The sequence below is a fragment of the Polaromonas sp. LjRoot131 genome (genome assembly GCF_964252805.1).
Lineage (GTDB): Bacteria > Pseudomonadota > Gammaproteobacteria > Burkholderiales > Burkholderiaceae_C > Polaromonas.
Genome location: NZ_CAXUPF020000004.1, coordinates 44,778 through 71,180, shown reverse-complemented (window position 1 = coordinate 71,180; position 26,403 = coordinate 44,778). Strand labels below are relative to the sequence as shown.

The window sequence follows — 26,403 nt, the reverse complement described above, 5'->3', positions numbered from 1 at the left end:
GGGGCCGACATTCCTAGGCTTCCTTTCCGAAGAGGCCGGCTGGGCGGAACATCAGCACGATCACCATAATGACAAACACCACGATGTTGGAGGCTTCAGGGTAAAAAACACGGGTCAGGCCTTCGACGATGCCCAGGCCCAGGCCGGTGATGACCGAGCCGAGGATGGAACCCATGCCGCCGATCACAACGACGGCGAAGACCACGATGATCAGGTTGGAGCCCATCAGCGGATTGACCTGGATGATGGGCGCGGCCAGCACGCCGGCGAGGGCCGCCAGCGCGGCGCCGGCGCCGTAGGTCAGCATGACCATCATGGGCACGTTGACGCCGAAGGCCTGCACCAGCGGCGCGTTTTCGGTGCCGGCGCGCAGGTAGGCGCCCAGCCGGGTGCGTTCGATCAGGAACCAGGTGCCCAGGCAGACCACCAGCGACACCACGACCACCCAGGCGCGGTAAATCGGCAGGCGCATGAAGCCGAGGTCCATGGCGCCGGCCAGCAGGTCGGGCACGTTGTAGTTCTGGCCGGAGACACCGTAAATTTCACGGAAGACGCCTTCGAGCACCAGCGCCAGGCCGAAGGTCAGCAGCAGGCCGTAAAGCGGGTCCAGCTTGTACAGGTGCTTGAGGAAAAGCCGCTCGATGATGACGCCGAGGATGCCGACCGTCAGAGGCGCCAGCACCAGCGCGAACCAGTAGTTCATGCCGAACTGGTCCAGCATGATCCAGGCGGCGAAGGCGCCCAGCATGTAGAGCGCGCCGTGCGCGAAGTTGACGATGCCCAGCAGGCCGAAAATCACCGCGAGCCCCAGGCTCAGCATGGCGTAGAAGGCACCATTGACCAGGCCCAGCATCAGCTGGCCCATAAACGCTTGCAGGGGAATACCGAAAATTTCCATGGGAACCTGTCAGGACACCGATACCGTTAGTGGTGGCGGGAATGGGAGGGCTTCATTAAAGATGCAGCCGGCCATCCCTGCGGATGACCGGCTGGATCAAACCCCTCGTTCTTCTCCGTTTTTTTGCCGTCAGTTCAAGGCTTGCGCCATGACGCCATTACTTCTTCACAGCCGCGCACTTGGACTCGGCCACCGTGGTGAAGGCCTGGTCGCCGGGTACCTTGGCGATGGTCTTGTAATAGTCCCAAGGCGTGCTGGAATCCTTGGCGCTCTTGACTTCATAGAGATACATATCGTGGATCATGCGGCCGTCGGCGCGGATCTGGCCCTTGTTGTAGAAGTCGTCGATCTTCATGCCCTTGAGCGTGCTCATGACCTTGTCGGTGTCGGTGGTGCCGGCGGTCTGCACGGCCTTGAGGTAGTTCATGGTGGCGGAATAGTCGGCCGCCTGCAGGCTGGAAGGCATGCGCTTGTACTTGTCGAAGAAGCGCTTGGCGAACTTGCGCGAGGCGTCGTCCTGGTTCCAGTACCAGCTGTCGGCCAGCTGCAGGCCTTCAGTGTTGGCCAGGCCCAGGGAGTGAACGTCGTTGATGAACACCAGCAGGCCGGCGACCTTCATGGTCTTGCCGATGCCGAACTCCTTGGCGGCCTTCATGGCGTTGGTGAAATCGCCGCCGGCGTTGGCCAAGGCCAGGATCTGCGCCTTGGACGATTGCGCCTGCAGCAGGAAGGACGAGAAGTCGGAGGCGTTCAGCGGATGGCGCACGGTGCCGGCGACGGTGCCGCCGTTGGCCTTGACCACGGTGGAGGCGTCGCCTTCGAGCGAGTAGCCGAAGGCGTAGTCGGCGGTCAGGAAGTACCAGCTCTTGTTGCCGGCCTTGACCAGCGCGGAGCCGGCCACCTTGGCCAGCGACACCGTGTCGTAGGCGTAGTGCACGGTGTAGGGCGAGCAGTCTTCATTGGTCAGGCGGGCCGAGCCGGCGCCGATGGCGATGAAGGGCTTTTTCTTTTCGGTGGTGACTTTGGACATGGCCAGCGCCGTGCCGGAGTTGGTGCCGCCTATCAGCATCTGCAGGCCGTCCTTGTCGATCCACTCGCGTGCCTTGGACGATGCGACGTCGGCCTTGTTCTGGTGGTCGGCGCTCAGCACCTCGATGGGGCGGTTCAGGACCTTGCCGCCGAAATCCTGTACGGCCCACCTGAGCATTTCGGCTCCGGCGGGTCCGTCGATGTCGGCGTACAGGCTGGACATGTCGGTGATGATGCCGATCTTGATCGGGCCGGTGTTTTGCGCGAAGGCGGCGCCGGTGAGGCCGAGGGCGAGTGCGGCAACAAGTGCTTTGAGTTTCATGGTGTCTCCTGTTATTGAGGGGTGAAGGTTTAGGACTGAAAAGAAGGTGGCGCTCCCGGCGTCAGACGCCGAGGTATTCCTGCAGCATGCCCATGTTGCCGGCCAGCTCGCTCTGCGCGAACTGCTTGACGATGCGGCCGTGCTCCATGACGTAGAAGCGGTCGGCCAGCGGCGCGGCGAAACGGAAGTTCTGCTCTACCAGCACGATGGTGTAGCCCTTGGCCTTGAGCGTGAGGATCATCTCGGCGAGCTTCTGCACAATGACGGGCGCCAGGCCTTCGGAGATTTCATCGAGCAGCAGCAGGCGCGCGCCGGTGCGCAAAATGCGCGCCACGGCCAGCATCTGCTGCTCGCCGCCCGACAGGCGCGTGCCGGGGCTTCCGGCGCGTTCCTTGAGGTTGGGAAACATCGCGTAGATTTCGTCCAGGCTCATGCCGCCCGGGCCTATGGTGGGCGGCAGCATCAGGTTTTCTTCGGCCGTGAGGCTGGCGAAAATGCCGCGCTCTTCGGGGCAGTAGCCCACGCCCAGCCGGGCCACCTTGTGCGGTGCCAGCTTGATGGCTTCCTCGCCGTTGATCCTGATCGAGCCCTTGCGCGCGCCCGTCATGCCGACGATGGCGCGCATGGTGGTGGTGCGGCCGGCGCCGTTGCGGCCCAGCAGCGTCACGACTTCGCCTTCGTTGACCGTGAGGTTCACGCCATGCAGGATGTGCGACTCGCCGTACCAGGCGTGCAGGTCTTCAATTTTGAGGAGCTCCTTCGACATCAGTGGGCTCCTTGCAGCTCGGTGTTCGCGGTACCCATATAGGCTTCGATCACCAGTGGATTCTTCGCCACTTCGGAATACGGGCCGTCGGCGATGATGGCGCCGCGCTGCAGCACGGTGATGCGGTCGGCGATCGAGGACACCACGTTCATGTTGTGCTCGACCATCAGGATGGTGCGGCCGGCCGAGACTTTTTTGATCAGCTGCGTCACGCGGTCCACGTCCTCGTGGCCCATGCCCTGGGTGGGCTCGTCCAGCAGCATCAGCTCGGGTTCCAGCGCCAGCGTGGTGGCGAGTTCCAGCGCGCGCTTGCGGCCGTAAGGCAGGTTCACGGTGAGTTCGTCGGCAAATGCGCCGAGGTCGACCTCGGCCAGCAGCTCACGGGCGCGGTCGTGCAGGTGGAACAGGCTGTCCTCGGGCTTCCAGAAGTGGAAGGACGTGCCCAGGTTGCGCTGCAGCGCGGCGCGCACGTTTTCCAGCACCGTCATGTGCGGGAACACGGCCGAGATCTGGAAGGAGCGCACGATGCCGCGCCGCGCCGTCTGCGCGGGCTGCTCGAAGGTGATGTCGCTGCCGTTGTAGACAATGCTTCCGCGCGTCGGCGTCAGGAACTTGGTGAGCAGGTTGAAGAAAGTGGTCTTGCCGGCGCCGTTGGGCCCGATCAGCGCATGGATATGCCCGCGCTGGACTTTGAGGTCCACGTTGTTGACGGCCACGAATCCCTTGAATTCCTTGGTCAGCCCTCGTGTTTCGAGAATGAACTCCACGGACAAATTGCTCTCCGGCTGGTGGGGGGTTGAAATCACGGGGCGCGAAGGCCGCCGCGGCAGGTATGCAGCCGCGGGCATAGGCCCGTGAAACACAGGTGGTCATCCTAGCTAGCCACCTTCCCAGGCGATACCGGGCAGACCCTTAGGTAGTTTTGCGTGATCCCCTAAAGCCCCCACGCTCCCCACTGCGTGTGGTTCGCTGCCCCCCGAGGGGGCGCTGCGCCTGCGGCCCGGCAAAGCCGGTTCCGCGGCCCCTGCTTGATGAAAGAGTGCCGCACTTCGGTAAAAAACCGGTCCCCGTCATTGGTTTTTTATTGCTCTCGGTTGCGGCCTGGGCCGCCTTCGCCGCGTTGGCCGCGCGGATTGGTGGCGTCTGCCTGGCGGGCGGGCTTGTCGGGGGTGGCGTCGCGCTGTGACTGCTGCTGTTGCTGCAATTGCTGTTGGCGGCGTTGTTGCTGTTGCTGCTCCTGGGCCTGGCGCTGCTGGTCCTGCTGTGCACGTTGTTGCTGTTGTTGCAAATGTTGCTGCTGCTGTTGCTGTTGCAGATGTTGCTGCTGTTGTTGCTGCCTTTGCGCGGCCTGCTGCTGGCGGGCGTTTTCGTGGTCGCGCTGGGCTTGCTCGCGCAGGGCGCGCTGGCCTATGGATTCTTCACCGGAACGGCGCTGCTGTTCGAGCTGGGGCGCCTGAAGTTGTTCCTGGCGCTCTCTTTGCTGGCGCTGCTGTTCGCGCTGGGCTTGTTGCTGGCTGCGACTGGCCTGTTCGGCGGCTTGGCGATCGGCATTGGCGCGTGCATCGGCATTGGCATTCGCGGCCTGGGCGCGTTCCTGCGCCTCCTGGCGGGCCCGGGCATCACGCTGGGCCTGCTCGCGCAGGGCGCGCTGGCCTATGGCTTCCTCGCCCTGGCGGCGTTGCTGTTCCAGTTGCGGGGCTTGCAACTGTTCCTGCCGCTCCCTTTGCTGGCGCTGCTGTTCGCGTTGCATGCGCTGGCTGGCCTCGAGGGCGCTGTGGTCCGGTGCGGGCGCGGGCCGTGCAGCCGGCGCTGCGCCGACAGGCGCGGCGGGAGAAGCGGGAACGGCTGCTTGTGGTCGGGCATCGCGGTCCCTGCCAGTGGCGGGCCGGCGGTCGTCCCGGTTGTTGTCATCGCGCCGGCCGTCGCGGCGATCATCCCTGCGGTCGTCACGCCTGTCTTCGCGGCTGCTGACCACCGGCCGTGTGGCCACGGCGGGCGGCGGCAGTGCGGCGGCGGCCACGGGGCGCAGCCGTTCGCGAAGCTCCGACGGATTCGGGCGCTGCGGCAAGGCGCCGCGGTCGGCCACGAGTTGCGCGCGGCCCAGGTCGGCGCTGCTCAGCCGGTGGGGGTTGCCGTGCACCGGCCGGCCGCGCTCGAAGTCCTCGCGGCTGACGGCCGTGACGGCGGCGGGCTGGCGCTGGTAGCGGTAAACATTCGTGACGTTGACGGTGTTGTTGACCACGATGTTGTTGTTCACCCGCGTGACGTAACGCGGGCTCACGCGGTAGGCCGGGCGGAAGGCTTCGCCGGGCGCCAGCGGGAACCAGCCCACGCCGGGGCGCGCGGCGCCGCCGACGGAAATGTTCCAGCTCACGCCGCCGCTGCTGCCGCCGACAAAGGCGACCAGCGCGGGTGCGTACACCGGGCGCGGCGCCAGCCGTCCCGGTACCCAGGCCCAGCGCGGGCCTATCTGCGCCCAGCGGCCGTAGTGGAAAGGCGCGAAACCCCAGGGCGCGTCGTCGACCCAGGTCCAGCCCCAGGGCGAGACCCAGGCCCAATGGCCCATGCGGTAGGGCGCCCAGTTGGCGGGCACGGCGCGCGGTATCCAGACGGCGCCATAGGCCGGGTCCTGGCTCCAGTTGCCGTAGCTGTCGAGCTGTTGGTAACCGACGGTTTCGCGCGGCACATAACGCGCCGACACCGACTGGTTCTCAAGACGGTCCCGGTTGGCGGCCCACAGGTCGAAATCGTCCTGCCGCGTGGCGGCCGGCCCCGCCGGCACCAGTTGCGTGCCGCCGAAATTGGCCTGCTGGCCGCCGGCCAGGTTCACCGAGGCCGAACCGTCGCCGTAAATCACGCCGGCGCCGGACTGCGCGATCACGCGCGTGGTGTTGCCGGCCGGGTCCACGTCGAGGCGGTAGTCGCCGGGTTGCGACACCACAAAAGCCAGGTTGGGCGTGTCGACTTCCAGGCGCTGGCCCTCAAACAGCTGGCGCACGCGCAGCCTGAGCGTGCCCTGGGCCAGGCGCAGCTGGGTGGTGTTGTCGTCCAGCGCGAGCAGGTCCAGGCTGGTCTGGCCGTTCATGCGCACGGCGGTGGAGCCGGCGTAGAGTTCGGCGCGCGCCTGCGGGCCCGTCCACAGCCTGTCGCCGGCGGTCAGCGGCCGGTTCAGCACGGCAGGTGTCCAGGCATCGGCCGCATCGCCGGGTGCAAAACTCACGGCGCCTTCGGCCAGGTTGAGCCGCGCCACGCTGCTGGGCGGGTCCAATGCCTCGCCTTGCGGCGCGGGCTGCTGCGCCCAGGCGACGGGCTGCAGCAGGGCCAGCACAAAGGCCACGGCCAGCAGCACGAGGTACCAGTAAAGATCGGAAAAGCGAAAGTCCCGGAAAGCATGGCCGGGGTCGCTGCGGGATAGTTCGGTGTCGTTGGAGGTCATGGTGCGCGCTTTCTTCCTGTCGTTGCGGGCTCATCCTTGATGAAGGCCTCGATGGAGGAGGTGGCCCTGTGAAGACCACCATACCCATGACAACGTGCCTGAAGATGGATGGAGTGCTAACAAGCAGTAAAGATTGCTTGATTCGCGGGTGCGATGAAACAGGATGTAATGGATGCGTCCCGTCAACGATGTGAGACGATGTCGCCCATGCAAAACTTCTGGCCTTCGAGCGGCTTCGAACAACTCCAGCCCACGGCGCGCGGCTGGCTCCAGCCCACCGACGATTACCTGCGGCTGTTCCTGGCGCGGCCCGAACTGGCCCTGGTGCCCGAGTCCTGCGAGGCCGAATGCGCCCTGCACGCCGCGCTGGCGGCTTCACCGTCGAGGCCGGTGGCGCCCGGCGAATTGCAGGCGCTGCAAGACGCCGATGCGCGTGACAACTACGCCTTGTTTTTGCGTTTCCGCGACGGCCTGCTGGCCGCGGGCACGCTGGAGGCTTATTACCTGGGCCTGTTTCCGCGCGACGGCACGGGCCGCGTCGACATACCGCCGCTTTTCATTGACCTGATCGTGCAGGCCATCCTGCGTAGCTTGCTGGCCGACTCCACGGATGCCTACGAAGTGCGCGCCGCCGAAATGCTTTTTCGGCCCCAGCGCATCAGCACCGAAGGGGGCAGGGTGCTCAGCGGCGACCTGGTGGTCATCGACATGTTCCATGAAACCGGCGGCGTGGGCGACTTCGGCCGCTTCCTGGCCGAGGCGGGTGCGCCGGTGCGCGCCATCGAATTGCAGGTGCTCAATGACGGCAACGCCGCCGCGTACTGGCAAGAGACCGAAGAGGCCGAAGGGACCGGCCGCCACCGTTTTTTGCTGGACCTCACGCATGAGGTGAACAATGAACTGGGCCACGGCCTGGTGCTGACCCTGGTGCGCGCGCGTTCCGGCCTCAAGGCGCTGGCAGGCGTGCTGCAGAAATGGGTAGCGCATTTCCTCTGCATTGCCGTCACCATCCGTCCCGTGCAAAAGGTCGACGACGAGGCCTGGCGCTGGCACCTGGGCCTGGACGTGGAGGCGACGGCCCTGCTCAATGATCTGTATGAAGGCCGCGAGGTGGAGCCGGCGCGCCTGCAGCGGCTGGTCAGCCTGTTCCGGCTGGACTTCGCCGACCCCCGCGAGATGCGCGCCGACGTGGCGGGCAAGCCGGTGTACCTGGGGCTGATGATGGACGCCGGTGGCGTGCTCAGGCTCAAGCCGCAAAACCTGCTGGTCAACCTGCCGCTGCCGCCGGCGGCTTCCTAGAAGGCCAGGCCTTCAGTCGCTGCCCTCCACTTCCACCACCAGCACGCGGGCTTCGCCCACCGGCGAGGCGATGTGCTCGGTGCCCGCACTCGCGAAAAAGATGTCGCCGGTTTCCAGCATCACCGAGCATTGGCCGCAGTTGTCGCGGTAGCGCATCTCGACGCGGCCGTCGAGCACGGCAAACACTTCTTCGCCTTCGTTGATGTGCCATTTGTAGGGTTTGTCGGTCCAGTGCAGCCGGGTCGTGATGCCCTGCATATTCGCCACCGTCATCGCGCCCCAGGCGCGTGTCGCGGTGAAATCCTTGCTTCGGATGATCTTCATGTCGGTCTCCATGGGGTGGGCGCCATCGCGCAATGAAAGCCAGGCCATGCTACGTCGCGGGGCTGCATGAAACATGAATTCTTCGGCCTGCATTGATTCCATAAGCGCATCACTGAATGCCCCCCGCCCGGCTCCGCGGCGCTAAGATGATTCGCATGAAAACCGTATTGCTGCCCGGCGGCGAAGCCGTCCCCGCCCTGGGCATGGGCACCTGGAACATGGGCGATGCGCGGCCTCGCCGCGCCGACGAACTCGCGACCTTGCGGCTGGGCCTGGACCTGGGTTGCACGCTGGTCGACACCGCTGAAATGTATGGCGAAGGGCTCTCTGAGGAACTGGTCGGCGAGGCGCTGCAGGGCCGGCGCGACGAGGCCTTTATCGTGAGCAAGGTGTACCCGCACAATGCCTCCATGGCTGGCATGGTGGCCGCCTGCGAGCGCAGCCTGCGCAGGCTGCGCACCGACCGCATAGACCTCTACCTGCTGCACTGGCGCGGCTCGGTGCCGCTGGCCGAAACCCTGCAGGGCTTCATGGCACTGCAAAAGGCCGGCAAGATCCGGCACTACGGTGTCAGCAATTTGGACTTGGCCGACATGCAGGAACTGTGGGACCTGCCCGGCGGGCAGGAGGTGCAGGCCAACCAGCTGCTGTACAACCTCACGCGGCGCGGCATCGAATGGGACCTGCTGCCCTGGCTGCGCGAGCGGCGTGTGCCCGTCATGGCCTATTCGCCGATAGAACAGGCGCGCCTGTTGCGCCATACAGGCCTGGCCCGCTTCGCCAAAAGCCACGGCATGCCGCCGGCCCAGGCCGCGCTGGCCTGGCTGCTGGCGCAGGAAGGTGTGATCGCGATTCCCAAAACCAGCCATCCCGACCGCCTGCGCGAGAACGTCGCGGCGGCCGGCATTCAACTCAGCCCTGAGCAGTTGGCCGAGTTGGACGCGCTGTTCAAGCCTCCTTCCCGTGCCACCCCGCTGGAGATGATCTAGGCGTATCGACCGCGAGCGTCAACGCGTCAGCCACACCCCCAGCGCCAGCAGGGCGGCCTGGACGGCCATGGCGATGTAGAGGGGCTTGCGGGAAGGCGTGGCGGCGTCCTGCAAGGTTTCGCCGATACGCTGCGCGAGCAGTGCGCGCAAGGCCGGATCGGGCGCGCCCGGCGCGGGTGCGGCGGCAGTTTCCGCGGCACGGCCTTGCTGCCATTGCGCCATCAGATCAGCCAGCGGCAGGCGGTTCAGCACAAAATTGACCATGCCGCGCACGGCGCGGCCCTGGCCCAGCACCGGCGCCAGTTGCTGGACGATGGCATCGGCTGACAGCACGTCGGCCACGCGCTCCAGCGCGCCTTTGGTGCGCGGCATGGCCTCGATGCGTCCGGCAATCACCTCCGTCAGGCGCTGCGCCATGGCTTCCCCATGGTTCATCACGATGTGCTGCACCGCCCGGCTGCGGCCGCGCGCCACGCCCAGCATCAGGTAGATGGGCACAAAGGCCAGCAGCAGAAAACCGACCAGCAAGGGCGGCGAAAACAGCAAGGCGAGGACGGCACCGGCACCGCCCGCGTGCGCCGCGGCGGGCATGCCGGGGCCGGACAACCGGCTCAGGTAAAAGAAGAACACGCCGCCGCCGAGCAGGACAGCCAGCAAAAATCCCGTGGCGACGGAACCGGCAAACGCCACACCGGCTTTGGCGCCGGTGCGCACCATGGAGGGCGCGGCGGAAGAAGTTGATGGCATGCAAAGCCTCCCTGAATTTTATTGAGGGCCTGATCATAGGTGGCCCGGGCCGAGGCCATCGCCGATCGAGACGCCCGCCCCCGCGCATCACGCTAGAGCCGCGCGGCACCGCCGTGTTGTATAGACAGGGCGGCGAATAAAATCGGGGGTCAAAAACCGGCTGCATGCGGGGTGTTTTTTCATTCGCCTTATGCTTGGCAGACCCCATCAGGAGACTTTTCCCCATGCTTCGCAAAATTCTGTCTTTTATCGCCCTCGCGTTGGTGCTCTGCGCCGCGCAGGCCCAGACCTACCCGGCCAAACCGATACGCCTGATCGTTCCCTTCCCGCCCGGCGGCGGCACCGACATCCTGTCGCGCCTGGTGGCCAACAAGCTGACCGAGGTCAGCAAATGGACGGTGATCCCCGACAACCGCGGCGGCGCCGGCGGCACCATCGGCATCGCCGAAGCCGTGCGCGCCGCGCCCACCGGCTACGACATGGTCATGGGCCAGAAGGACAACCTGGTCGTCGCGCCCTGGCTGTACAAAAACCTGAGCTACGACCCGACCAAAGACCTGGTGGCTGTGGCCCACGTGGCTTACACGCCGGTGGTCATCGTCACCGGCGTGCAGTCGCGCTTCAAGACCCTGGCCGACGTGGTGGCAGCCGCCAAGGCCGCGCCCGACAGCATCACCTACGGTTCACCCGGCAACGGCACGACCATCCACCTGGCCGGCGAGATCTTCAACAGCGCCGCCAACATCAAGCTGCGCCACGTGCCCTACAAGGGCTCCAACCCGGCCATGATGGACGTGCTGGCCGGCAACGTGGACCTCATGGTGTCCTCGCTGCCCTCGGCCATCGCCCAGATCAAGTCGGGCAAGCTGCGCCCGCTGGCCGTCACCTCGGCCCGCCGCAGCACCTCGCTGCCCGAAGTGCCCACCGTGGCCGAACTCGGCTACAAGGACTTTGACGTCAGCACCTGGTACGGCCTGTTCATGCCGGCCGGTACTTCCAAGGACATCGTCGCCACCGTCAATGCCGAGGTCAACAAGCTGCTGGCCACGCCCGAGATGAAGGCCGCCATCCACGCCCAGGGCGCCGAAGTGCAGAACATGACGCCCGAGCAGTTCTCCAGCCTGCTCAAGACCGACTATGTGAAATGGAAGAGCATCGTGCAGGCTTCCGGCGCGACCATCGAATAAGCGGTCTACGCTTTCACCGCACAAAGGCGGCGCCCAGACGGGCGCCGCCTTTTTTTATGGACCGCAGCGCTCCGTGTAAACCCTAGGAAGCAAAAGTCCGGGTGCATGACATGATCTAGTCATCTATAGGACTAGATCAATATGACTGCACCTACCCTCACCGTGGTGCCCGCCGAGCCGGGCCAAAGCCGTTATGCCGCGCTGGCCGCCGCCTTGCGGGCGCGCGTGGTGGCGGGCGAATGGCCGCCGGGCAGCGCCTTGCCGGCCGAGCAGACCCTGGCCGCCGAGCACGGCGTGGCGCTGGGCACGCTGCGCCGTGCGCTGGAACTGCTGGCCGACCAGGGGCTGATAGAACGCATTCACGGCCGCGGCACCTTTGTGCGCGCCGGCATTACGGGCGGCACCATGATGCGCTTCTTCCGCTTTGGCGAGGGCACGGGCGAAGTGCCGGCCTCGCACATCGTGTCGCGCCAGCTGCTGGTCGCGCCCGCCGAGGTGGCGCGCCGCCTGGGCCTGGCGCGCGGCGACATGGCGCTGCGCCTGCAACGCGTGCGCTCGCTCTCGGACCAGCCCTGTGTTTATGAGGAAATCTGGCTGCCGCCGGCCTTGTTCGCCGGGCTCGCCGAGGGCGATACAGGCACCTGGGGCGATCTGCTCTACCCCATGTTCGCCGAGCGCTGCGGCGTGCATGTGGCCCGCGCGGTCGATGAAATCGGCTTCGGCGCACTGACGGCGGCGCAGGCCGGCCGCCTGGCCCTGTCGGCCGGCCATCCCTGTGCGCTGGTCACGCGCTGCGCCTACGACCTGGCCGGCCATTGCGTCGAAGTGCGCTACACGCGGGGCGACGCCCACGCCTTTCACTACACCGTCACCATCACCTGAACACCCCAGGCCCATCACCGAAACCGGAGAAAACCATGTCACACCCAAGCAACCGCCCTGCAAGCAAAGCGCAACCCCTGAACCCCTCGCGCCGCCTCGTACTGCAAGCCGCGGGCGCGGCCGTCGCCGCACCCTGGACCTTTGCCGCCCATGCGGCGGGCCAGATCGCCGGCGGCAAGCCGATCACGCTGGTCGTCTCCTATGCCGCGGGCGGCGGCGCCGACCTGATGGCGCGCCTGATCGCGCCGCGCATGGCCGAGTTCCTGGGCCAGCCCGTGCTGGTCGACAACAAGCCCGGCGCCGGCGGCCAGATCGCCGCGACGCAGGTGGCGCGCGCCGTACCCGACGGCACGCAGCTGCTGGTCGACGCCTCGTCCTTCGCCGTCAATCCCGCGCTGTACCCCAAGCTGCCCTATGACACCGACACGGCTTTCGCGCCGCTGGCCGTGCTGGCGCAGTTCCCCAACGTGCTGGTCTGCACCCCCGGTTTTGAGGCCAAAAGCGTCAAGGACCTGATACGCCTGGCCAAGGCCAAGCCGGGGCAGATCGCCTATGCCTCCTCCGGCAACGGCTCGGCGCAGCACCTGGCCGGCGCGCTGTTTGAGGACCTGGCCGGCGTCAAGCTGGTGCACGTGCCCTACCGCGGCGGCGGCCCGGCCATGAATGACGTGATGGCCGGCCAGGTGCCGCTGTTCTTTGCCAACGTGGCCTCCTCGCTGGGGCAGATCCAGTCGGGCCGCTTGCGCCCGCTGGCGGTGACCAGCCGGCGCCGCACGCGTTCGCTGCCCGACATGCCGACCATGGAAGAAGCCGGCGTGCCGGCGTATGAGGTGCTCGAGTGGAACCCGGTGCTGGCGCCCGCCGGCATAGACGCCAAATCGAAGGCCGCGCTGGTCGCTGCCATCCGCAAGACCATGGCCGATCCCGAAGTGCTGGGCCGCATCCGCAGCCTGAGCGGCGAAGCCTTCCCCGAGGGCCCCGAAGCGCTGACCCAGGCCTTCCTCAAGGCCCAGCAGCTCAAATGGGGCCGCATCATCAAAGACCGCAAGATCACCACGGGTTGAGCGGTGCAGAGTTCCACGCCTGACCTGGTGGCGCCCGGCTGGGACAGCCACGTCCATGTGTTCGATGCGCAGGCGCCGGTGGCCGGGGGCCACTACCGCCCCGCGCACCGGCCGCTGGCCGACATCGAGCAGCTGGCGCAAAGCCATGGCTTCGGCCACCTGGTGCTGGTGCAGCCCAGCGTCTACGGCACCGACAACACGGTGCTGCTGGACGCCTTGCGCGCCGGCGGCGGGCGCCACCGCGGCGTGGTGGTGCTGCCGCCTTCCGTCGACGATGCGGCGCTGCAAGCCATGCATGCGCTTGGCGTGCGCGGTGTGCGCTTTAACCTGGTATCCCCCGTCGGGGACAGCCTGAAGGCCGGGGAGGGCCAAGGCGCCCGGGACAGCTTCCAGGCCCTGGCGCCGCGCCTGCGCGCGCTGGGCTGGCATGTGCAGTGGTATGCCGCACCCCAGGACCTGCCCGTGATCGCGGCCCTGCACGCGGCCAGCCCGGTGCCGGCGGTGCTGGACCACCTCGCGGGCCTGCACGCGGGCGTGGCCGCGGGTGACCCGGCCTGGCAGGCGCTGGAGCAGCTCGCCGCCCAGGGCGCCTGCGTCAAGCTTTCGGGCTGGTACCGCCTGGGGGCGCAGGCGCCTTACGAGGCGCTGGACGGGGCCATACGCAAGGTCGCGGGGCTGTTCGGCCGGCGCCTGGTCTGGGGTTCCGACTGGCCGCACACCGCCTTTGCGCCCGACGCGCTACCCGCCTACGCCAGCACCTGGGAGCCCGTGGCGCGCACGCTGGCGGCGGTCCAGGCGCGGTGCGCCCGGGAGCAGGCGCCGTCTGCCTTGTACGCCTGATAAGCCCGGCGGGGGCCGGCGGGCCCGGAGTGGCTTAAAATCACGGGCTACGCCATTTTTAACCCGGAGTCTTCCATGTCCAAGAAAATCAGAGTCGAAGCCGACATCTGCGCCCCCAAGCCAGTCCCTCCCAAGGGCTACACCATCACGACCGGCCGCGGCCAGAAGATCAGCCTGGAGCGCGGTTCGCACACCCGCAGCAAAAAGAACCCAGGCAAGCGCCCTCACCAGGGTTGAGCCGGTTTGCCGATGCGGCCCCTGAGGCCGCATCCAAAAAAGGCGCCCTGGAGGCGCTTTTTTTATGCCGTTTTGGGATCGCTCACCTGAATGACCAGGATGGACGCGGCGCCTCAGGCGTGTTTCAGGTCTCGAGTGCTGCCGCCATGCGGTGCGGCATGAGGCGTTCGCGTGGCGCTGCGCCGCCCCACAGGCTCAGCATCAGGTCCACGATGACCGGTCCGAAATCCTGGTGCGGAATTTCGACCGAGGTGAGCCACGGGGCGAGCCAGGCATTGATCGGGTTGCCGTCGATGCCGACCAGCTCGCAATCGCCGGGCACCCGGATCCCGCTCTCGCGGGCCACGCGGTGCAGCCCATAGGCGACCTGGTCGCTGATGCACATCGCGCCACGCGGCCAGGCACCGGGCGCCGCGAACTGGGCCCCGGCGGCGTAGCCGATTTCCAGGTGCGAGATGCCCGGGGCCTCCACCCGACGGATCCGGTCGGCCGACAAGCCTCTGGCGCCGGCCCGCTCGCAGAAGCCCTGCACGCGTTCCCGGGTCGTGGACGATCCGCGCGACGGAAACACCACGGCCGGCGCGTCGATGCCGCGGTCGAGCAGGTAGTCTGCGGCGGCGGCGCCGGCCGCCAGGTTGTCCGGGCCCACGAAGGAACATGTGCCGAAGGGGCTGCGCCGGCTCACGAAGACCATAGGCGCACCGCGCTCCACGAAGTCGCGCAGGCCGTCACTGGGCTGGGCCGCGACCATCACGTAGCCCTGCACGACCTGCGAACGCATGGCGTTGAGATAGTCGTCCTGCAGCTCCGGCCGGTCGTGCGTGTCGCACAGGATCATCGTGTAGCCGGCCTCGCGCAGCGCGGCCTCGGTGGAGGCGGCCAGCGTGGCCATCACCGGGTTGTCGAGGTTGGCGGCCAGCATCGCGACCAGGCGGCTCTCGCGGTTGCGTAGCGCGCGCCCCAGCTGGTTCGGGTGGTAGCCCACGGTCTTGATCGCCTCGCGCACACGCGCCAGGGTTTCCGGCGAAGCCCGCCGGGTCTCGCCGTTCACGATGCGCGAGACGGTGGAGATGGAGACGCCGGCCTGCACGGCGACTTCGCTCAGCGAAACCGGGCCGACGCCCTTGCGCCTGCGCGGGGTGTCGTCGGTCATCGGTGCGGGCGGCAGGCCTGCTGGGACCGGGCGCTGCAGCGAATGTCGGGTTGGCGCGAAGGCCGGTCATGCGGATGGCGAGGCGGGAGTCCGGCGAGTGGAAAGCGAAGCATCGATGGGTCGTATTTTGGGAAAACAGGGGCCGAGGGCGGTGGCCGACCGGTGGCCCGATTAGTGCGGGCCAAGACAAAACATATAACCGAGAAAACCGCAGCTGACAAGTATGGCAAACGATTGCCAAACGTTGGCAAACGTTTGCCATAATAGTCAAAACCGATAACGATCGCAAACCAAACGGCACAGGACGACATGGTTTTCACCTCTAGCGGCACGCACACCGGCGGCAAGTCCCTACCGGTGCTCTTGCTCGATCCGCCTCCGCGCACCGGGGAAATGCTGCCCAGCGGTGGAACGGATGCCGCGCGGCGTTCCGTCGCGCGCCTTGAATTCCATTTCTACAGCGCCGCGGCCACCCATGCGGGCTGGGCGCTCCTTGCGCCGGCGGCCAACGCGCATTCCTGAAGCCGGCGACCGATCGGCCCACCTTCCTTTTTTCCAGAAAGAGACAACCATGAACTTCCAGCTTCGTTTTCTCGCCAGGCGCGCCACGCGCGCCGGCCTCCTGGGCGCCGCCGTTGCTACGCTGGCTACCAGCGCCTTCGCCGACATCCGCGTCATGTGCTACCAGGACGGCAATGAATGCGATGTCACGGCCGACCTCATCAAGCGTTATGAAGCCCAGAACGCGGGCGCCAAGGTGATCCTCGACGTGGTGCCCTACAAGACGGTGGTCGAGCAGCTGCCCGTGCAGCTCGCGGCGGGGCAGGGGCCCGACATCGCGCGTGTCGCCGAGATCGGCGGCCTGTCGAAGAACTACATCGACATCAGCGCCTATGTGAAGGACCGCAAGTACTGGGAAGACAACTTCGGCAGCACCTTGCCCTGGATGCGCAACAAGGCAGGCGACAAGGGCATCTACGGTTTCCTGTCGCAGATGACCATGACCGGCCCTTTCGTCAACAAGACCTTGTTCGAGCAGGCCAAGGTGCCCATGCCCGGCCCCAAGGCCACCTGGGAAGAGTGGGCCGATGCGGCGCGCAAGGTGGCCAAGGCCACGCAGACCCCGGCCGCCATGGCCTGGGACCGTTCGGGCCACCGCTTCGCCGGCCCCGCCGTCAGCTATGGCGCGAAGATTTTCGACGCCAAGGGAAACCTCACGGTGGACGCCGGCTACAAGACCGCCGTGGGCAAGTTCGTCGCCTGGCACAAGGACGGCACCATGCTGAAAGACGTCTGGGGCGGCTCGGGCGGCTCCAGCTATGCCGATGCGGTGGGTGAGTTCAAGAACGGCCGCGTGGTGATGATCCTGTCGGGGTCCTGGCAGATCAACCGCATGCAAAAGGAAATCGGCAACGCCTTCGACTGGGTCGCCGTGCCGAATCCCTGCGGTCCCGCCGCCTGCTCGGGCATGCCCGGCGGCGCGGCCTGGGTGGCACTGAAAACTACCAAGTCCCCGAAGGAAGTGGGCCGCTTCCTGGACTTCATGGCGCAGGAGGCCAACGTCGCCGAATTCGCTTCGCGCACCAACAACATCCCGGCGCATGCCGGCGTGGCCAAAAAAGGCGTGAGCTATCCGACCGCCGGCCCCGCTGCACAGGCCGCGCTGGGGGTTTTCAGCAGCGGCACCGCCACGATTGCGCCTCCTGCCTACGCGCTGCAAGGCTACAAGTACAACCGCGCCCTGATGCTGCCGACCGTGACCCGCGTCACCCAGGCCATCGTGGGGGAAATCAGCGTGGACGAGGCCGTGACCAAGATCGGCACCGACATGGCCGAGGCGGTCAAACAAGCCGAGAAATAGGCGCACCCCCGTGGCGCGCACTGCGTGCGCGCCTCCCCCCTTGCAGGGGGCGACATCTGCGGCCTGGCAAAGCCAGTTCCGTGCTGTCCCTGGTGTAAGACTGGGGCGCAGGCGGTGTTTTGACAGTAGATCGGAGTCGGTATGTCGGTTTTTTCAGCCTTCCTGGGCTTTTTGTTCAACCTGTTCGAGCCGGTCTTCCGGCTGGGCCAGAAATGGCTGGGTGCTTCGCGCATAGGCTGGTTGTTCGTCGGGCCCAACCTGGTGGTGATCAGCCTCTTCACCTTTTTGCCCATCGTGGTGAACCTGGTGTATGCGGTGACCGGCGGGGTGAATTTGCTGCCCACGCAGCGGCCTTTCACGGGGCTGGAAAATTTCGCCATCCTGCTTGAATGCCGCGACTACACCGACCTGCAGACCTGCCGCACCGACATCTTCTGGCGCTCCATCGCCAACACGATGAAGTTCAGCCTGATCCAGGTGGCCTTGATGGTGTTCTTCTCGCTGGTGACAGCCCTGGTGCTGAACCGCAAGATCATAGGCCGCGGTTTCTGGCGCGGCGTGTTCTTCTACCCGGTGCTGCTGTCACCGGTGGTGGTGGCGCTGATCTGGAAATGGCTGCTGCAAAGCCAGGGCGTGTTCAATGCCGGCCTGGTGGCCATGGGCGCCTCGCCGATGGACTGGCTGCTGGACCGGCACTGGGCTTTTTTCTGGGTGGTGGTGGTGTCGATCTGGGCCCACATGGGCTTTTACACGCTCATTCTGCTGGCCGGCCTTCAGGCCATCCCGAAAGACGTGTACGAAGCCGCCGAGATGGATGCCGCGCCGCCGTGGCGCGTGCTCAGGCGCATCACGCTGCCGCTGCTGATGCCCAACCTGATCGTGGTGCTGGTGCTGGTGATGATCCGCGCGGTGCAGAGCTTTGACGAAGTGTTTGTGCTCACCGGCGGCGGCCCGGGCTCGGCCACCACCTTCATCGTGCAGTACATCTACCAGACCGGTTTCGCCGAACAGATCCACCTCTACGGCTTGGCCGCCGCGGCCTCGCTGATCCTGGCCGCCGGCCTGATGGCCCTGACCCTCGCGCAGCTGCGGCTGTCCGGCGCCGGCGAGGCCGGAAAACCCAAAAAGTAAGGACGCAGCGATGGCGAATTTTTTCACCCGCACCAAGGGCCGCAAATACGGCGGCACCCGCCTGCATTGGACCGACTGGGTCTCTTACGCCTACCTGCTGGCCGGCCTCATCGTGATGTTCGGCCCGGTGCTATGGCTCGTGATGTCGTCCTTCAAGACCGAAAGCGCGCTGAGCCAGTTCCCGCCGACCTTTCTACCCTACAGCCAGAAGGAAGCGGTGGTGGCCGGTTACGACAAGCCCCTGCCGCTGTTCCGTGCCAAGGACGAGCAGGGCAACATCCGCGAACTGGCGCAGGTGCGCCGTATCGGCCTGGTCGCCACCATGGTCGACCCCGCCGCCCCGCAGACCGAGATCCGCATCGACATCAACGACCGCAAGCCGGTGAATGAACTCAAGTTCGCCGGCGGCAACTACACCGAGCTGTTCGGCAAGTTCGCCTTCGGCACTTACTTGTGGAACAGCGTGTTCATCACCGTGGTGGCCACCCTCCTCACGCTGCTGTTCAACTCGATGGCGGCTTTCGCGCTGTCCAAGTACCAGTTCACCGGGCAAAAGACGGTGTTCGTGCTGATCATCGCCACACTGATGATCCCGCCCACCATCATCCTGGTGCCGGCCTTCCTGGTGATCTCGGAACTGAACCTTCTGAACAACCTCTGGGGCGTGATCCTGCCTGCCGTGGCCACGCCGACGGGTGTGTTCCTGCTGCGCCAGTACATGCTGACCATTCCCGACGAATTGCTCGAAGCCGCGCGCATGGACAACGCCAGCGAGTGGCGCATCTACTGGAAGATCATCCTGCCGCTGGCCGCGCCGGCCATGGCGGTGCTGGCCATCTTCTCCTTCATGTGGCGCTGGAACGACTTTCTCTGGCCGCTGATCGTGCTGTCCAAGTCGGAGCACTTCACCCTGCAGCTGGCGCTCAATGCTTTCCAGGGCGAACTCAACACGCAGTGGCATTACCTGCTGGCGATGACGGTGATCACCCTGATCCCGATCACCCTGGTCTTCGCCTTCCTGCAGAAATACATCGCCACCGGCATCGCCAGCGCCGGCGTCAAATAAACCAAGGACTCTCCCGTGGCCACTCTTGAACTCGCCAGCGTCGTCAAAACCTTCGACAAAGCTACCATCATCCATGGTGTGGACCTGACCGTTTCCGACGGTGAATTTGTGGTCTTTGTCGGCCCCTCGGGCTGCGGAAAATCCACGCTGCTGCGCATCATCTCGGGGCTGGAGCCCGCCAGCAGCGGCGACATCCGCATCGATGGCCAGCGCGTCAACGAGGTCAGCGCCGCGCACCGCGGCTGTTCCATGGTGTTCCAGTCGTATGCGCTGTACCCGCACATGAGCGTCTACGACAACATGGCTTTCGGCCTGGAGAACCTGGGCGTAGCCAGGCCGGTCATCGAAAGCAAGGTCAACGCCGCCGCCGCCCTGCTGCAGCTCACGCCGCTGCTGCAGCGCAAGCCCACCCAGCTTTCCGGTGGCCAGCGCCAGCGCGTGGCCATAGGCCGCTCCATCGTGCGTGAACCCAAGCTCTTCCTCTTCGACGAGCCGCTGTCCAACCTCGATGCCGAGCTGCGCGTTTCCATGCGTGCCGAGATCCGCGACCTGCATGCCCGCCTGGGCGCGACCATGATTTACGTCACCCACGACCAGGTCGAGGCCATGACCATGGCCGACAAGATCGTGGTGCTGCGCGCCGGCCGCATCGAGCAGGTCGGCTCGCCGCTGGAGCTCTACAACCGGCCCTGCAACCAGTTCGTGGCCGGCTTCATCGGCAGCCCGCGCATGAACTTCGTGCCGGCGGCGCAAATGCCCGGCGCCAAAGCCGGCGCCCAGACCGTGGGCATACGGCCCGAGCACGCGCAGCTGTCGGACGACGGCCCGTTGCAGCTGGCGGTAACCCAGGTCGAGCAGCTCGGCAGCACCAGCATCCTGCACGGCAAGGTGGTGCCCGACGCGCCTTTTGAACTGATCCTGAACGGCCAGACCACGATCAAGCGCGGCGACACCGTCAAGGTCAGCGCGCCCGCGGAGCAGCTGCATTACTTCGACGCGAACGGCCTGCGCCTTTGAGCGCCATGCCCGGCTGACCCCATTCCCTTTCGACTCCCCCACCATGCGCCTGGACCATCCCCCCGTATTCGCCCTGCAATCCCGCAACGACAACCACCTTGTACTGGCCAGCGACGGCGGCGCCGTGGCCCACATCTGGGTGCTCGAAGAAGACATCGTCCGCGTGCTGCTGCTGCCGCAAGGCCGGCTGCAAATGCCGCGCAGCTGGACGGTGGCGCCCGGCCTGGAAAACCTGCCCCTCGAAGGGCGCGACCGTTTTGACGTGAGCGGTTTTTCGCTGCCCGCGTTCGAACTCAAGGAAGAGGGCGAACAGCTGCAGCTCACTACCGGCGCCGTGCGCCTGACCGTCGCGCTCAAAGGTTTTTTCTGCCGCTGGGAAAGCCGGCACCAGGGCCGCTGGCAGGCCAGCGCCGCCGACCGTTCCACGCAAAGCTACAACTTCGGCTGGTGGGACGAAAAGGTCTACCACTACCTGCAGCGTGATCGCGGCGAGGCCTATTTCGGCCTGGGCGAGCGTGCCGGCGACGCCAACCGCGCCGGCCAGCGCTACCGCATGTGCAACCTGGACCCCATGGGCTACAGCGCGCGCAGCACCGACCCGCTGTACAAACACATCCCGTTCTACATCACACGCAAGGGCGGCGAGCAGGACGCGGGCCTGTGCTATGGCCTGTTCTACGACACCCTGTCCGACTGCAGCTTCGACATGGGCCGCGAGATGGACAACTACCACGGCCACTACCGCTACTTTGTGGCCGACCACGGCGACCTCGACCTGTACTACATCGCCGGCGACGGCCCGGCAGCCATCACGCGTCGCTACACCTGGCTGACCGGCCGGCCCATCTTCCCGCCGCGCTACGCGCTGGGCTATTCCGGCTCGACCATGAGCTACACCGACGCGCCCAACGCGCAGGAGCGCATGGGCGATTTCCTCGAGCGCTGCGAAGAGCATGACATCCCCTGCGACTCCTTCCACCTCTCGTCGGGCTACACATCCATAGGCAACGGCCGCTACGTCTTCAACTGGAACCGCGAGAAGTTTCCCGATCCCGCGCGTTTTGTGAAGAGTTACCTGGACCGCGGCGTGCGCCTGGTGCCCAACATCAAGCCCGCACTGCTCAGCAACCACCCGCGCTTTGAGGAAGCCAGGCAGGCCGGCCTGCTGGTGCAAGACTCCGACGGCCAGCCCACCGCCATCCAGTTCTGGGACGGCACCGGCGCCTACCTCGATTTCACCAACCCCGCCACCATCGCCTGGTGGAAAAAACAAGTCACCGAGCAGTTGCTCGAATACGGCATTCCCGCCACCTGGAATGACAACAACGAATACGAAATCTGGAGCGACAAGGCGATGGCCCACGGCTTCGGCGCGCCGCGCCCCGCGCGCGAGGTACGCCCGCTGCAGACCCTGCTGATGATGCAGGCCTCGCACGCCGCGCAGTCCGGGTTTGCGCCCGCGGAGCGGCCTTACCTGGTGTCGCGCTCAGGCGCCGCCGGCATGCAGCGTTATGTGCAGACCTGGTCGGGCGACAACTACACGGCCTGGGAAACCCTGCGCTACAACATCCGCATGGGCCTGGGCCTGGCGATGTCCGGCGTGTCCAACACTGGGCACGACATCGGCGGCTTCTCGGGCCCGGCGCCGGGGCCCGAGCTGCTGCTGCGCTGGGTGCAGCACGGCATCTTCCTGCCGCGCTTCAGCATCCACTCATGGAACGACGACAAAACCGTCAATGAACCCTGGATGTACCCCGAGGTGACGCCCCAGGTGCGCGAACTGATACACCTGCGCTACCGGCTCATGCCTTACTTCTACGACCTGGTGTGGCGTTATCACACGGCCTACGAGCCCATCATCCGGTCGACCTGGCATGACTTTCCCGAAGACGCGCGCTGCCTGGAAGAAAACGATGACATGCTGCTGGGCGCCAACTTGCTGGTGGCTTCGGTGGTCGAGCCCGGCCAGACGCAACGCCGCGTGTGGCTGCCCGGCACCGGAGGCTGGTACGAAGTGCACACGGCGCGGCATTTCGATGCCGGCCAATCGGTGACGCTGGAAGCGCCGCTGGACGGCCCGCCCCCGCTGCTGGCGTGCGAAGGCTGCGCCATCCCGCTGAACCTCGGCGAGGTCCATTTCGCAAAGGTTGAAGACCTGCGCGGCTTCCAGCTGTTTCCCTTCAAGGGCGAGGGCAGTTTCGAGGCGAGCTGTTTTGAAGACGACGGCCATAGCCAGGCCTGGCGCAGCGGCGCTTATGGGCAGTGGCGCTTGCGCGTCGAGTCCACCGCGCAAGGCCTGCATATCGCGGTTTCCCGTGAGGGCGCGCGGCCACCTGTGCAAGACAGTCTCGTCCTGTTGTTGCCGGCTTCCGAGCGGCGCCCGCTGAGTTTTGCCGGTGGAACGCTGGTGCAGGACCAGCTGGAAGGCGGCTGGAGGCGGTTGACCCTGAAGCTCTAGCGGAGGAAGGACAAGGCTCTAGCCCGCATGGCTTTGAACCTTATAGACCTGCCAGGACCCCGGCTTCTGCTTGCGCAGGTAAAAACGAACCGAACAATCGAAAAAGTCCACGCTGACCTCCGCGGGATCCGGATCCAGATTGCCGGCCAGGCGCCGGAGGCGATTGCCGTTTGTCTGGAAGGGTGTGAATGCGGTCGGTTCGACGCAGCGATGCAGGCGGGCTTTCCAGCCGGCGTCAGTGTCCACGCCTTCGATGTAGGCATGGGTTGCGGCGATGGCCTCTGCGGGGCGGTGTTCACGCTTGACCCAGAAGGCCAGCAGGGCCGCAGCGGCGAGAGACGCGGCGGCGATGGCAATCCTGGCTTTGTGCATGGCAATTCCCGGCTGCAGCCGCTGATTCAGGGAAACCCGGGTGAGGCTTCAGCGCAATTCAACACGTTTGGCCTCGCGCCATGCCACCGGTGTAGCCCCCACCTCGCGCCGGAACACGGCGTTCAGGTATTGCACCGAGCGAAAGCCCGAGGCCTGCGCAATCTCGGCGATGCCGGTGTCGGTGTGGGCCAGAAGCTCGAAGCAGTGTTCCAGCTTGCGCTGCAGGATCTCGTCGTGCACGGAGCGCTTGAGGTCGCGGCGGAAATACATCTCCAGCGACGAGCGCGACATGCCCATCATCTCGGCCACCTGCTCGGTCTTGATGCCCTGGCAGGCGTACTGGCGTATGTAATAGAGCCCCCGCATCACCGCCGGGCTGTGCTTGACGTCGCGTGCGGTCGAGGCCCGGCTCTGGACACCGGCCGGCGGGACTACCACGCGGGTGCCGCGAACCGGCGAGCCGCTCAGCGCCTGGTGCAGCAGTTGCGCCGCGCGGCGGCCCATCTCGGCCGTGCCCTGGCTCACGGAGCTGAGTTCGATGCGGGTGAGGTGCTGCCCCAGTGTGTCGTTGTCGATGCCGATGATCGCCACTTCGTCGGGCACGGCGATGTCGGCGACGATGCAGGCCTGCAATAGCTGGCGCGCGCGCGCATCGGTGACGGCGACGATGCCGATCGGCTTGGGCAGGCTGTCCAGCCAGGCGATCAGCTTCTTGGTGGCGCTTCCCCAGGTGGGGGCGCTGGTGGCCAGGCCGCGGTGGATCTCGCCCGAAGCGCCGTTGCGCTGCAGCCATGCCGAGAAGGCCCTCTCGCGCTCCTGCGCCCAGCGGTTGAGCGGGGATTCCGGGAGGCTGTAGCACGCGAACCGCGTCATGCCGGCTTCCACCAGGTGCTCGAGCGCGCGCGCGACCAGCAGCTGGTTGTCCGTGGCCACGTAGGGCACCTGGCCCGGGTAGCTGGCGGGATCTTCGTACGAGCCCCCGATGGCGATGACCGGCACATGGGCGCCGGTGAGCGCCCGCGCGACGGCGGGGTCGTCGTAGTCCGCGATGATGCCGTCGCCCTCCCACTCGTGGATGCCGTCCAGGCGGAAGCGGAAGTCCTCTTCCAGGAACAGGTCCCAGGCCACGCGCGTCTGTTTCACATAGTCGCCGATGCCGATGAGGATCTCGCGGTCGTAGACCTTGCTGGCGTGGAACAGCAAAGCCACGCGCAGGACCGCGGGGCCGTTGGTCCGGCCGGGCCGGCGCGGGGTCGGGCTTTTTGTCATGGAGGGCCGATCTTGGCACATTGCGCCAATTGCTGCGATGCAGAAAGAAATTTCGTAAGCCGCACTCGGCAATTTCGCAAGCCACCATGTAGGTGTACCCGCTAGCATCGCCACTCTGGTGATTGCGGTGCGGACAAACCGGGTCCCATCGCGCGGTATCGCGGCTGAACAAAAGACGGAAGCCGGCGCTTGAAGGCGCCGCTTTCAAGCGCGCGAGACAGAAAAACGGCTCCCGGGGAAACCAAAGAGGAACTCGATGACTGAGGAAACCCGCTACCCGAGTCTTGACGGCAAGAGCGTGCTCATCTCCGGCGGCGCTACGGGGATAGGCGCGGCCCTTGTGGAGCATTTCGCCAGGCAAGGCGCCAAGGTGGGCTTTCTCGACATCGACACGGAAGGTGCCCAGGCCTTGCTGGCCAGGCTCGAACGTCAAGGCCTGCGCGGCGTCCATTTCGAGGAATGCGATGTGACGGACATCCCCCGCCTGCGCAGCGCGGTGGGCGCGCTCCGCGAGCGCATCGGTCCCATCCAGGTGCTGGTAAACAACGCGGCGAATGACGAGCGCCACTTGATTGAAGAGACCACGCCCGAGTCATGGGATGCCGGCGTGGCAGTAAACCTCAAGCATTACTTTTTCGCCGCGCAGGAGGTTTTCAAAGACATGAAAGCCCTGGGCGGAGGCTCCATCATCAATTTCGGCTCGGTGAGCTGGATGGTCAAGGTGGGCGGGATGCCTGTGTATACGACCTGCAAGGCCGCGGCCCAGGGCCTCACCCGAAGCCTTGCGCGCGACTTCGGTCCGCATCGCATTCGCGTCAACACGGTGGTCCCGGGATGGGTCATGACCGAAAAGCAGATCCGGCTGTGGGTGACGCCGCAAGCGAAGATCGAACTGGCAAAAGCGCAGTGCCTGCCCGGCGAACTGGCGCCCGGGGACCTCGCGCGCGCCGTGCTCTTTCTCGCCTCCGATGACAGCAGCATGATGACCGCGCAGGATCTGGTCGTCGACGGTGGCTGGACATGAACGCTCCGGCGGCGCGCGATCTCATCCTGGTGACGGGCGCGACCGGCAAAGTCGGGCGGGCCTTCATCGAGCGCCTGCTGGGCGATGCGCGCTACGACAGGTTCCGGCTTCGCGCGCTGTGCCACAAGCGGACCTTGCCTCCGCATCCCCGGGTCGAATCGGTGCAGGGCTCCATCCAGCACCGGGACGACGTGCGCCGCGCGCTGGAAGGCGCAACGCACGTGCTGCACCTGGCGACCAGCAAGGAGACGCCGGACGATGTGATGGACGTGGCGGTCAAGGGCATGTTCTGGCTGCTGGAAGAATGCCGCGCCAGCAGCACATTCCGCCAGTTCCTGCTGGTGGGTGGAGACGCCTCGGTGGGCCACTTCTACTACCCGCATCCCGTTCCCGTCGTTGAGAGCCAGCCGCACAGCGCCTACCCGGGGTGCTATGCCTTGTCCAAGGTGCTCGAGGAAGTGATGCTGGAGCAATACCAGATCCAGTACGGGCTCAACGGCTGCTGCCTGCGCGCGCCCTGGATCATGGAAAAAGACGATTTCCGCTATACCTTGACCTTCGGTGACGACGTTTTCGGCGGTCCCCGCTGGCATGAGCTGGTAGGGGCGGTGAAGGCGCGCGAATACGTGGCCTCCAAAGCCGTCCCGGTGATGCTGGATCCGCAAGGCAAGCCGGTGAAGCGCAACTTCGTGCATGTGGACGACCTGGTGGAGGCGCTTTTGCTGGCGCTCGATGCGCCGCAAGCGAAGCACCAGCGAATGAACGTCTGCATGGATGAGCCCATCGATTACGGCGAACTGGGCGACTACCTGGCGCACACGCGTGGAACGCCGCTGGTTCCCGTGCCAACCCCCTACCACTCGACATGGCTGGACAACAGCAAGGCGAAATTTCTCCTGGGCTGGCGGCCCCGGTACGACATGGCGCGGCTGGTGGAGGCCGCCTGGACCTACCAGCGTTCGGCCGAAGAGCCCCGGGTCGTCTGGTATCCCGGATAGGAATACGAACACCTGCCTCGCCCGTTGCCGCACC

Annotated in this window: 25 protein-coding genes; 15 read left to right on the top strand and 10 right to left on the bottom strand. The window is 66.1% G+C overall.

The features are described 5' to 3' along the window. Positions 1-13 precede the first annotated feature (13 nt). The 5 genes from ACSQ27_RS17835 to ACSQ27_RS17815 all read right to left on the bottom strand — a co-directional run bounded on the left by ACSQ27_RS17835 (position 14) and on the right by ACSQ27_RS17815 (position 6,451). Positions 14-898, bottom strand: coding sequence for a branched-chain amino acid ABC transporter permease (locus ACSQ27_RS17835; RefSeq protein ID WP_436156833.1), 885 nt, complete (start codon positions 896-898; stop codon positions 14-16). A gap of 157 nt (positions 899-1,055) precedes the next feature. After that, entirely contained in the window at positions 1,056-2,249 is a 1,194-nt protein-coding gene (locus tag ACSQ27_RS17830) for an ABC transporter substrate-binding protein (protein WP_436156832.1), read from the bottom strand. A 61-nt stretch (positions 2,250-2,310) separates the two neighbouring features. After that, a complete protein-coding gene (locus tag ACSQ27_RS17825) occupies positions 2,311-3,015 on the bottom strand; it encodes an ABC transporter ATP-binding protein (protein ID WP_436156831.1) in 705 nt (234 codons plus the stop codon). Further along, positions 3,015-3,788: an ABC transporter ATP-binding protein gene (locus tag ACSQ27_RS17820; RefSeq protein WP_436157253.1), complete on the bottom strand. Its 774-nt coding sequence runs from the start codon at positions 3,786-3,788 to the stop codon at positions 3,015-3,017. Before ACSQ27_RS17820 ends, ACSQ27_RS17825 begins: the two co-directional genes overlap by 1 nt. A gap of 308 nt (positions 3,789-4,096) precedes the next feature. Beyond that, positions 4,097-6,451 (bottom strand): DUF6600 domain-containing protein, encoded by a 2,355-nt coding sequence (locus ACSQ27_RS17815; RefSeq protein WP_436156830.1) that lies wholly within the window; start codon positions 6,449-6,451, stop codon positions 4,097-4,099. A 207-nt stretch (positions 6,452-6,658) separates the two neighbouring features. Here ACSQ27_RS17815 and ACSQ27_RS17810 point away from each other — a divergent pair, with 207 nt between their 5' ends. After that, positions 6,659-7,750: a DUF6352 family protein gene (locus ACSQ27_RS17810; RefSeq protein ID WP_436156829.1), complete on the top strand. Its 1,092-nt coding sequence runs from the start codon at positions 6,659-6,661 to the stop codon at positions 7,748-7,750. A 12-nt stretch (positions 7,751-7,762) separates the two neighbouring features. On the opposite strand, the gene ACSQ27_RS17805 is transcribed toward ACSQ27_RS17810, so the two are convergent. Then, a complete protein-coding gene (locus tag ACSQ27_RS17805) occupies positions 7,763-8,074 on the bottom strand; it encodes a cupin domain-containing protein (protein WP_413330334.1) in 312 nt (103 codons plus the stop codon). Between the two features lie 155 nt (positions 8,075-8,229). Here ACSQ27_RS17805 and ACSQ27_RS17800 point away from each other — a divergent pair, with 155 nt between their 5' ends. Beyond that, entirely contained in the window at positions 8,230-9,063 is an 834-nt protein-coding gene (locus tag ACSQ27_RS17800) for an aldo/keto reductase (RefSeq protein ID WP_436156828.1), read from the top strand. An 18-nt stretch (positions 9,064-9,081) separates the two neighbouring features. Here ACSQ27_RS17800 and ACSQ27_RS17795 read toward each other — a convergent pair whose 3' ends face one another. Further along, positions 9,082-9,810: a hypothetical protein gene (locus tag ACSQ27_RS17795; protein ID WP_436156827.1), complete on the bottom strand. Its 729-nt coding sequence runs from the start codon at positions 9,808-9,810 to the stop codon at positions 9,082-9,084. A 224-nt stretch (positions 9,811-10,034) separates the two neighbouring features. Here ACSQ27_RS17795 and ACSQ27_RS17790 point away from each other — a divergent pair, with 224 nt between their 5' ends. The 5 genes from ACSQ27_RS17790 to ACSQ27_RS17770 all read left to right on the top strand — a co-directional run bounded on the left by ACSQ27_RS17790 (position 10,035) and on the right by ACSQ27_RS17770 (position 14,020). Then, positions 10,035-10,997: a Bug family tripartite tricarboxylate transporter substrate binding protein gene (locus ACSQ27_RS17790; protein ID WP_436156826.1), complete on the top strand. Its 963-nt coding sequence runs from the start codon at positions 10,035-10,037 to the stop codon at positions 10,995-10,997. Positions 10,998-11,138: 141 nt separating this feature from the next. Next, positions 11,139-11,879 carry a GntR family transcriptional regulator gene (locus ACSQ27_RS17785; RefSeq protein ID WP_436156825.1) on the top strand — a complete coding sequence of 247 codons (741 nt, stop codon included), beginning with the start codon at positions 11,139-11,141 and terminating at the stop codon, positions 11,877-11,879. 35 nt (positions 11,880-11,914) lie between these two features. After that, a complete protein-coding gene (locus ACSQ27_RS17780) occupies positions 11,915-12,943 on the top strand; it encodes a tripartite tricarboxylate transporter substrate binding protein (RefSeq protein ID WP_436156824.1) in 1,029 nt (342 codons plus the stop codon). A gap of 3 nt (positions 12,944-12,946) precedes the next feature. After that, entirely contained in the window at positions 12,947-13,783 is an 837-nt protein-coding gene (locus tag ACSQ27_RS17775; RefSeq protein ID WP_436156823.1) for an amidohydrolase family protein, read from the top strand. A gap of 75 nt (positions 13,784-13,858) precedes the next feature. Further along, positions 13,859-14,020, top strand: coding sequence for a hypothetical protein (locus ACSQ27_RS17770; RefSeq protein WP_293405752.1), 162 nt, complete (start codon positions 13,859-13,861; stop codon positions 14,018-14,020). Positions 14,021-14,144: 124 nt separating this feature from the next. Here the strand turns inward: ACSQ27_RS17770 and ACSQ27_RS17765 are convergent, their stop codons facing one another. Further along, positions 14,145-15,173, bottom strand: a complete 1,029-nt coding sequence (locus ACSQ27_RS17765; protein ID WP_436156822.1) for a LacI family DNA-binding transcriptional regulator — start codon at positions 15,171-15,173, stop codon at positions 14,145-14,147. A gap of 309 nt (positions 15,174-15,482) precedes the next feature. On the opposite strand from ACSQ27_RS17765, the gene ACSQ27_RS17760 reads away from it, so the two are divergent. The 6 genes from ACSQ27_RS17760 (at position 15,483) to ACSQ27_RS17735 (ending at position 22,706) form a co-directional block, all read left to right on the top strand. Next, positions 15,483-15,695, top strand: coding sequence for a hypothetical protein (locus tag ACSQ27_RS17760; protein ID WP_436156821.1), 213 nt, complete (start codon positions 15,483-15,485; stop codon positions 15,693-15,695). 49 nt (positions 15,696-15,744) lie between these two features. After that, the gene (locus tag ACSQ27_RS17755) at positions 15,745-17,034 is read left to right on the top strand and encodes an ABC transporter substrate-binding protein (protein WP_436156820.1); all 1,290 of its coding nucleotides are present in this window, start codon (positions 15,745-15,747) and stop codon (positions 17,032-17,034) included. A 141-nt stretch (positions 17,035-17,175) separates the two neighbouring features. Then, positions 17,176-18,165, top strand: coding sequence for a carbohydrate ABC transporter permease (locus ACSQ27_RS17750; RefSeq protein WP_436156819.1), 990 nt, complete (start codon positions 17,176-17,178; stop codon positions 18,163-18,165). A gap of 10 nt (positions 18,166-18,175) precedes the next feature. Next, positions 18,176-19,231: a carbohydrate ABC transporter permease gene (locus ACSQ27_RS17745; protein WP_436156818.1), complete on the top strand. Its 1,056-nt coding sequence runs from the start codon at positions 18,176-18,178 to the stop codon at positions 19,229-19,231. A gap of 15 nt (positions 19,232-19,246) precedes the next feature. Then, positions 19,247-20,248 (top strand): ABC transporter ATP-binding protein, encoded by a 1,002-nt coding sequence (locus tag ACSQ27_RS17740; RefSeq protein ID WP_436156817.1) that lies wholly within the window; start codon positions 19,247-19,249, stop codon positions 20,246-20,248. Between the two features lie 43 nt (positions 20,249-20,291). Next, complete coding sequence (locus ACSQ27_RS17735) at positions 20,292-22,706, top strand: TIM-barrel domain-containing protein (protein WP_436156816.1); 2,415 nt, start codon at positions 20,292-20,294, stop codon at positions 22,704-22,706. 18 nt (positions 22,707-22,724) lie between these two features. Here the strand turns inward: ACSQ27_RS17735 and ACSQ27_RS17730 are convergent, their stop codons facing one another. Both ACSQ27_RS17730 and ACSQ27_RS17725 read right to left on the bottom strand, forming a co-directional pair. Beyond that, positions 22,725-23,078 (bottom strand): hypothetical protein, encoded by a 354-nt coding sequence (locus ACSQ27_RS17730; RefSeq protein ID WP_436156815.1) that lies wholly within the window; start codon positions 23,076-23,078, stop codon positions 22,725-22,727. A 48-nt stretch (positions 23,079-23,126) separates the two neighbouring features. After that, positions 23,127-24,347, bottom strand: coding sequence for a XylR family transcriptional regulator (locus ACSQ27_RS17725; protein ID WP_436156814.1), 1,221 nt, complete (start codon positions 24,345-24,347; stop codon positions 23,127-23,129). A 256-nt stretch (positions 24,348-24,603) separates the two neighbouring features. On the opposite strand from ACSQ27_RS17725, the gene ACSQ27_RS17720 reads away from it, so the two are divergent. Both ACSQ27_RS17720 and ACSQ27_RS17715 read left to right on the top strand, forming a co-directional pair. Further along, a complete protein-coding gene (locus ACSQ27_RS17720) occupies positions 24,604-25,371 on the top strand; it encodes an SDR family NAD(P)-dependent oxidoreductase (RefSeq protein ID WP_436156813.1) in 768 nt (255 codons plus the stop codon). After that, complete coding sequence (locus ACSQ27_RS17715) at positions 25,368-26,369, top strand: NAD-dependent epimerase/dehydratase family protein (RefSeq protein ID WP_436156812.1); 1,002 nt, start codon at positions 25,368-25,370, stop codon at positions 26,367-26,369. Before ACSQ27_RS17720 ends, ACSQ27_RS17715 begins: the two co-directional genes overlap by 4 nt. The last annotated feature ends 34 nt before the right edge of the window (positions 26,370-26,403 follow it).

What these genes read in the sequence shown, in the direction of transcription:
- ACSQ27_RS17730 (WP_436156815.1), bottom strand. Translation starts at nt 23,078, where the DNA reads ATGCACAAAGCCAGGATTGCCATCGCCGCCGCGTCTCTCGCCGCTGCG.
- ACSQ27_RS17765 (WP_436156822.1), bottom strand. Translation starts at nt 15,173, where the DNA reads ATGACCGACGACACCCCGCGCAGGCGCAAGGGCGTCGGCCCGGTTTCG.
- ACSQ27_RS17835 (WP_436156833.1), bottom strand. Translation starts at nt 898, where the DNA reads ATGGAAATTTTCGGTATTCCCCTGCAAGCGTTTATGGGCCAGCTGATG.
- ACSQ27_RS17780 (WP_436156824.1), top strand. Translation starts at nt 11,915, where the DNA reads ATGTCACACCCAAGCAACCGCCCTGCAAGCAAAGCGCAACCCCTGAAC.
- ACSQ27_RS17815 (WP_436156830.1), bottom strand. Translation starts at nt 6,451, where the DNA reads ATGACCTCCAACGACACCGAACTATCCCGCAGCGACCCCGGCCATGCT.
- ACSQ27_RS17760 (WP_436156821.1), top strand. Translation starts at nt 15,483, where the DNA reads ATGGTTTTCACCTCTAGCGGCACGCACACCGGCGGCAAGTCCCTACCG.
- ACSQ27_RS17725 (WP_436156814.1), bottom strand. Translation starts at nt 24,347, where the DNA reads ATGACAAAAAGCCCGACCCCGCGCCGGCCCGGCCGGACCAACGGCCCC.
- ACSQ27_RS17795 (WP_436156827.1), bottom strand. Translation starts at nt 9,810, where the DNA reads ATGCCATCAACTTCTTCCGCCGCGCCCTCCATGGTGCGCACCGGCGCC.
- ACSQ27_RS17805 (WP_413330334.1), bottom strand. Translation starts at nt 8,074, where the DNA reads ATGAAGATCATCCGAAGCAAGGATTTCACCGCGACACGCGCCTGGGGC.
- ACSQ27_RS17745 (WP_436156818.1), top strand. Translation starts at nt 18,176, where the DNA reads ATGGCGAATTTTTTCACCCGCACCAAGGGCCGCAAATACGGCGGCACC.
- ACSQ27_RS17770 (WP_293405752.1), top strand. Translation starts at nt 13,859, where the DNA reads ATGTCCAAGAAAATCAGAGTCGAAGCCGACATCTGCGCCCCCAAGCCA.
- ACSQ27_RS17715 (WP_436156812.1), top strand. Translation starts at nt 25,368, where the DNA reads ATGAACGCTCCGGCGGCGCGCGATCTCATCCTGGTGACGGGCGCGACC.
- ACSQ27_RS17755 (WP_436156820.1), top strand. Translation starts at nt 15,745, where the DNA reads ATGAACTTCCAGCTTCGTTTTCTCGCCAGGCGCGCCACGCGCGCCGGC.
- ACSQ27_RS17830 (WP_436156832.1), bottom strand. Translation starts at nt 2,249, where the DNA reads ATGAAACTCAAAGCACTTGTTGCCGCACTCGCCCTCGGCCTCACCGGC.
- ACSQ27_RS17790 (WP_436156826.1), top strand. Translation starts at nt 10,035, where the DNA reads ATGCTTCGCAAAATTCTGTCTTTTATCGCCCTCGCGTTGGTGCTCTGC.
- ACSQ27_RS17800 (WP_436156828.1), top strand. Translation starts at nt 8,230, where the DNA reads ATGAAAACCGTATTGCTGCCCGGCGGCGAAGCCGTCCCCGCCCTGGGC.
- ACSQ27_RS17750 (WP_436156819.1), top strand. Translation starts at nt 17,176, where the DNA reads ATGTCGGTTTTTTCAGCCTTCCTGGGCTTTTTGTTCAACCTGTTCGAG.
- ACSQ27_RS17720 (WP_436156813.1), top strand. Translation starts at nt 24,604, where the DNA reads ATGACTGAGGAAACCCGCTACCCGAGTCTTGACGGCAAGAGCGTGCTC.
- ACSQ27_RS17785 (WP_436156825.1), top strand. Translation starts at nt 11,139, where the DNA reads ATGACTGCACCTACCCTCACCGTGGTGCCCGCCGAGCCGGGCCAAAGC.
- ACSQ27_RS17810 (WP_436156829.1), top strand. Translation starts at nt 6,659, where the DNA reads ATGCAAAACTTCTGGCCTTCGAGCGGCTTCGAACAACTCCAGCCCACG.
- ACSQ27_RS17735 (WP_436156816.1), top strand. Translation starts at nt 20,292, where the DNA reads ATGCGCCTGGACCATCCCCCCGTATTCGCCCTGCAATCCCGCAACGAC.
- ACSQ27_RS17825 (WP_436156831.1), bottom strand. Translation starts at nt 3,015, where the DNA reads ATGTCGAAGGAGCTCCTCAAAATTGAAGACCTGCACGCCTGGTACGGC.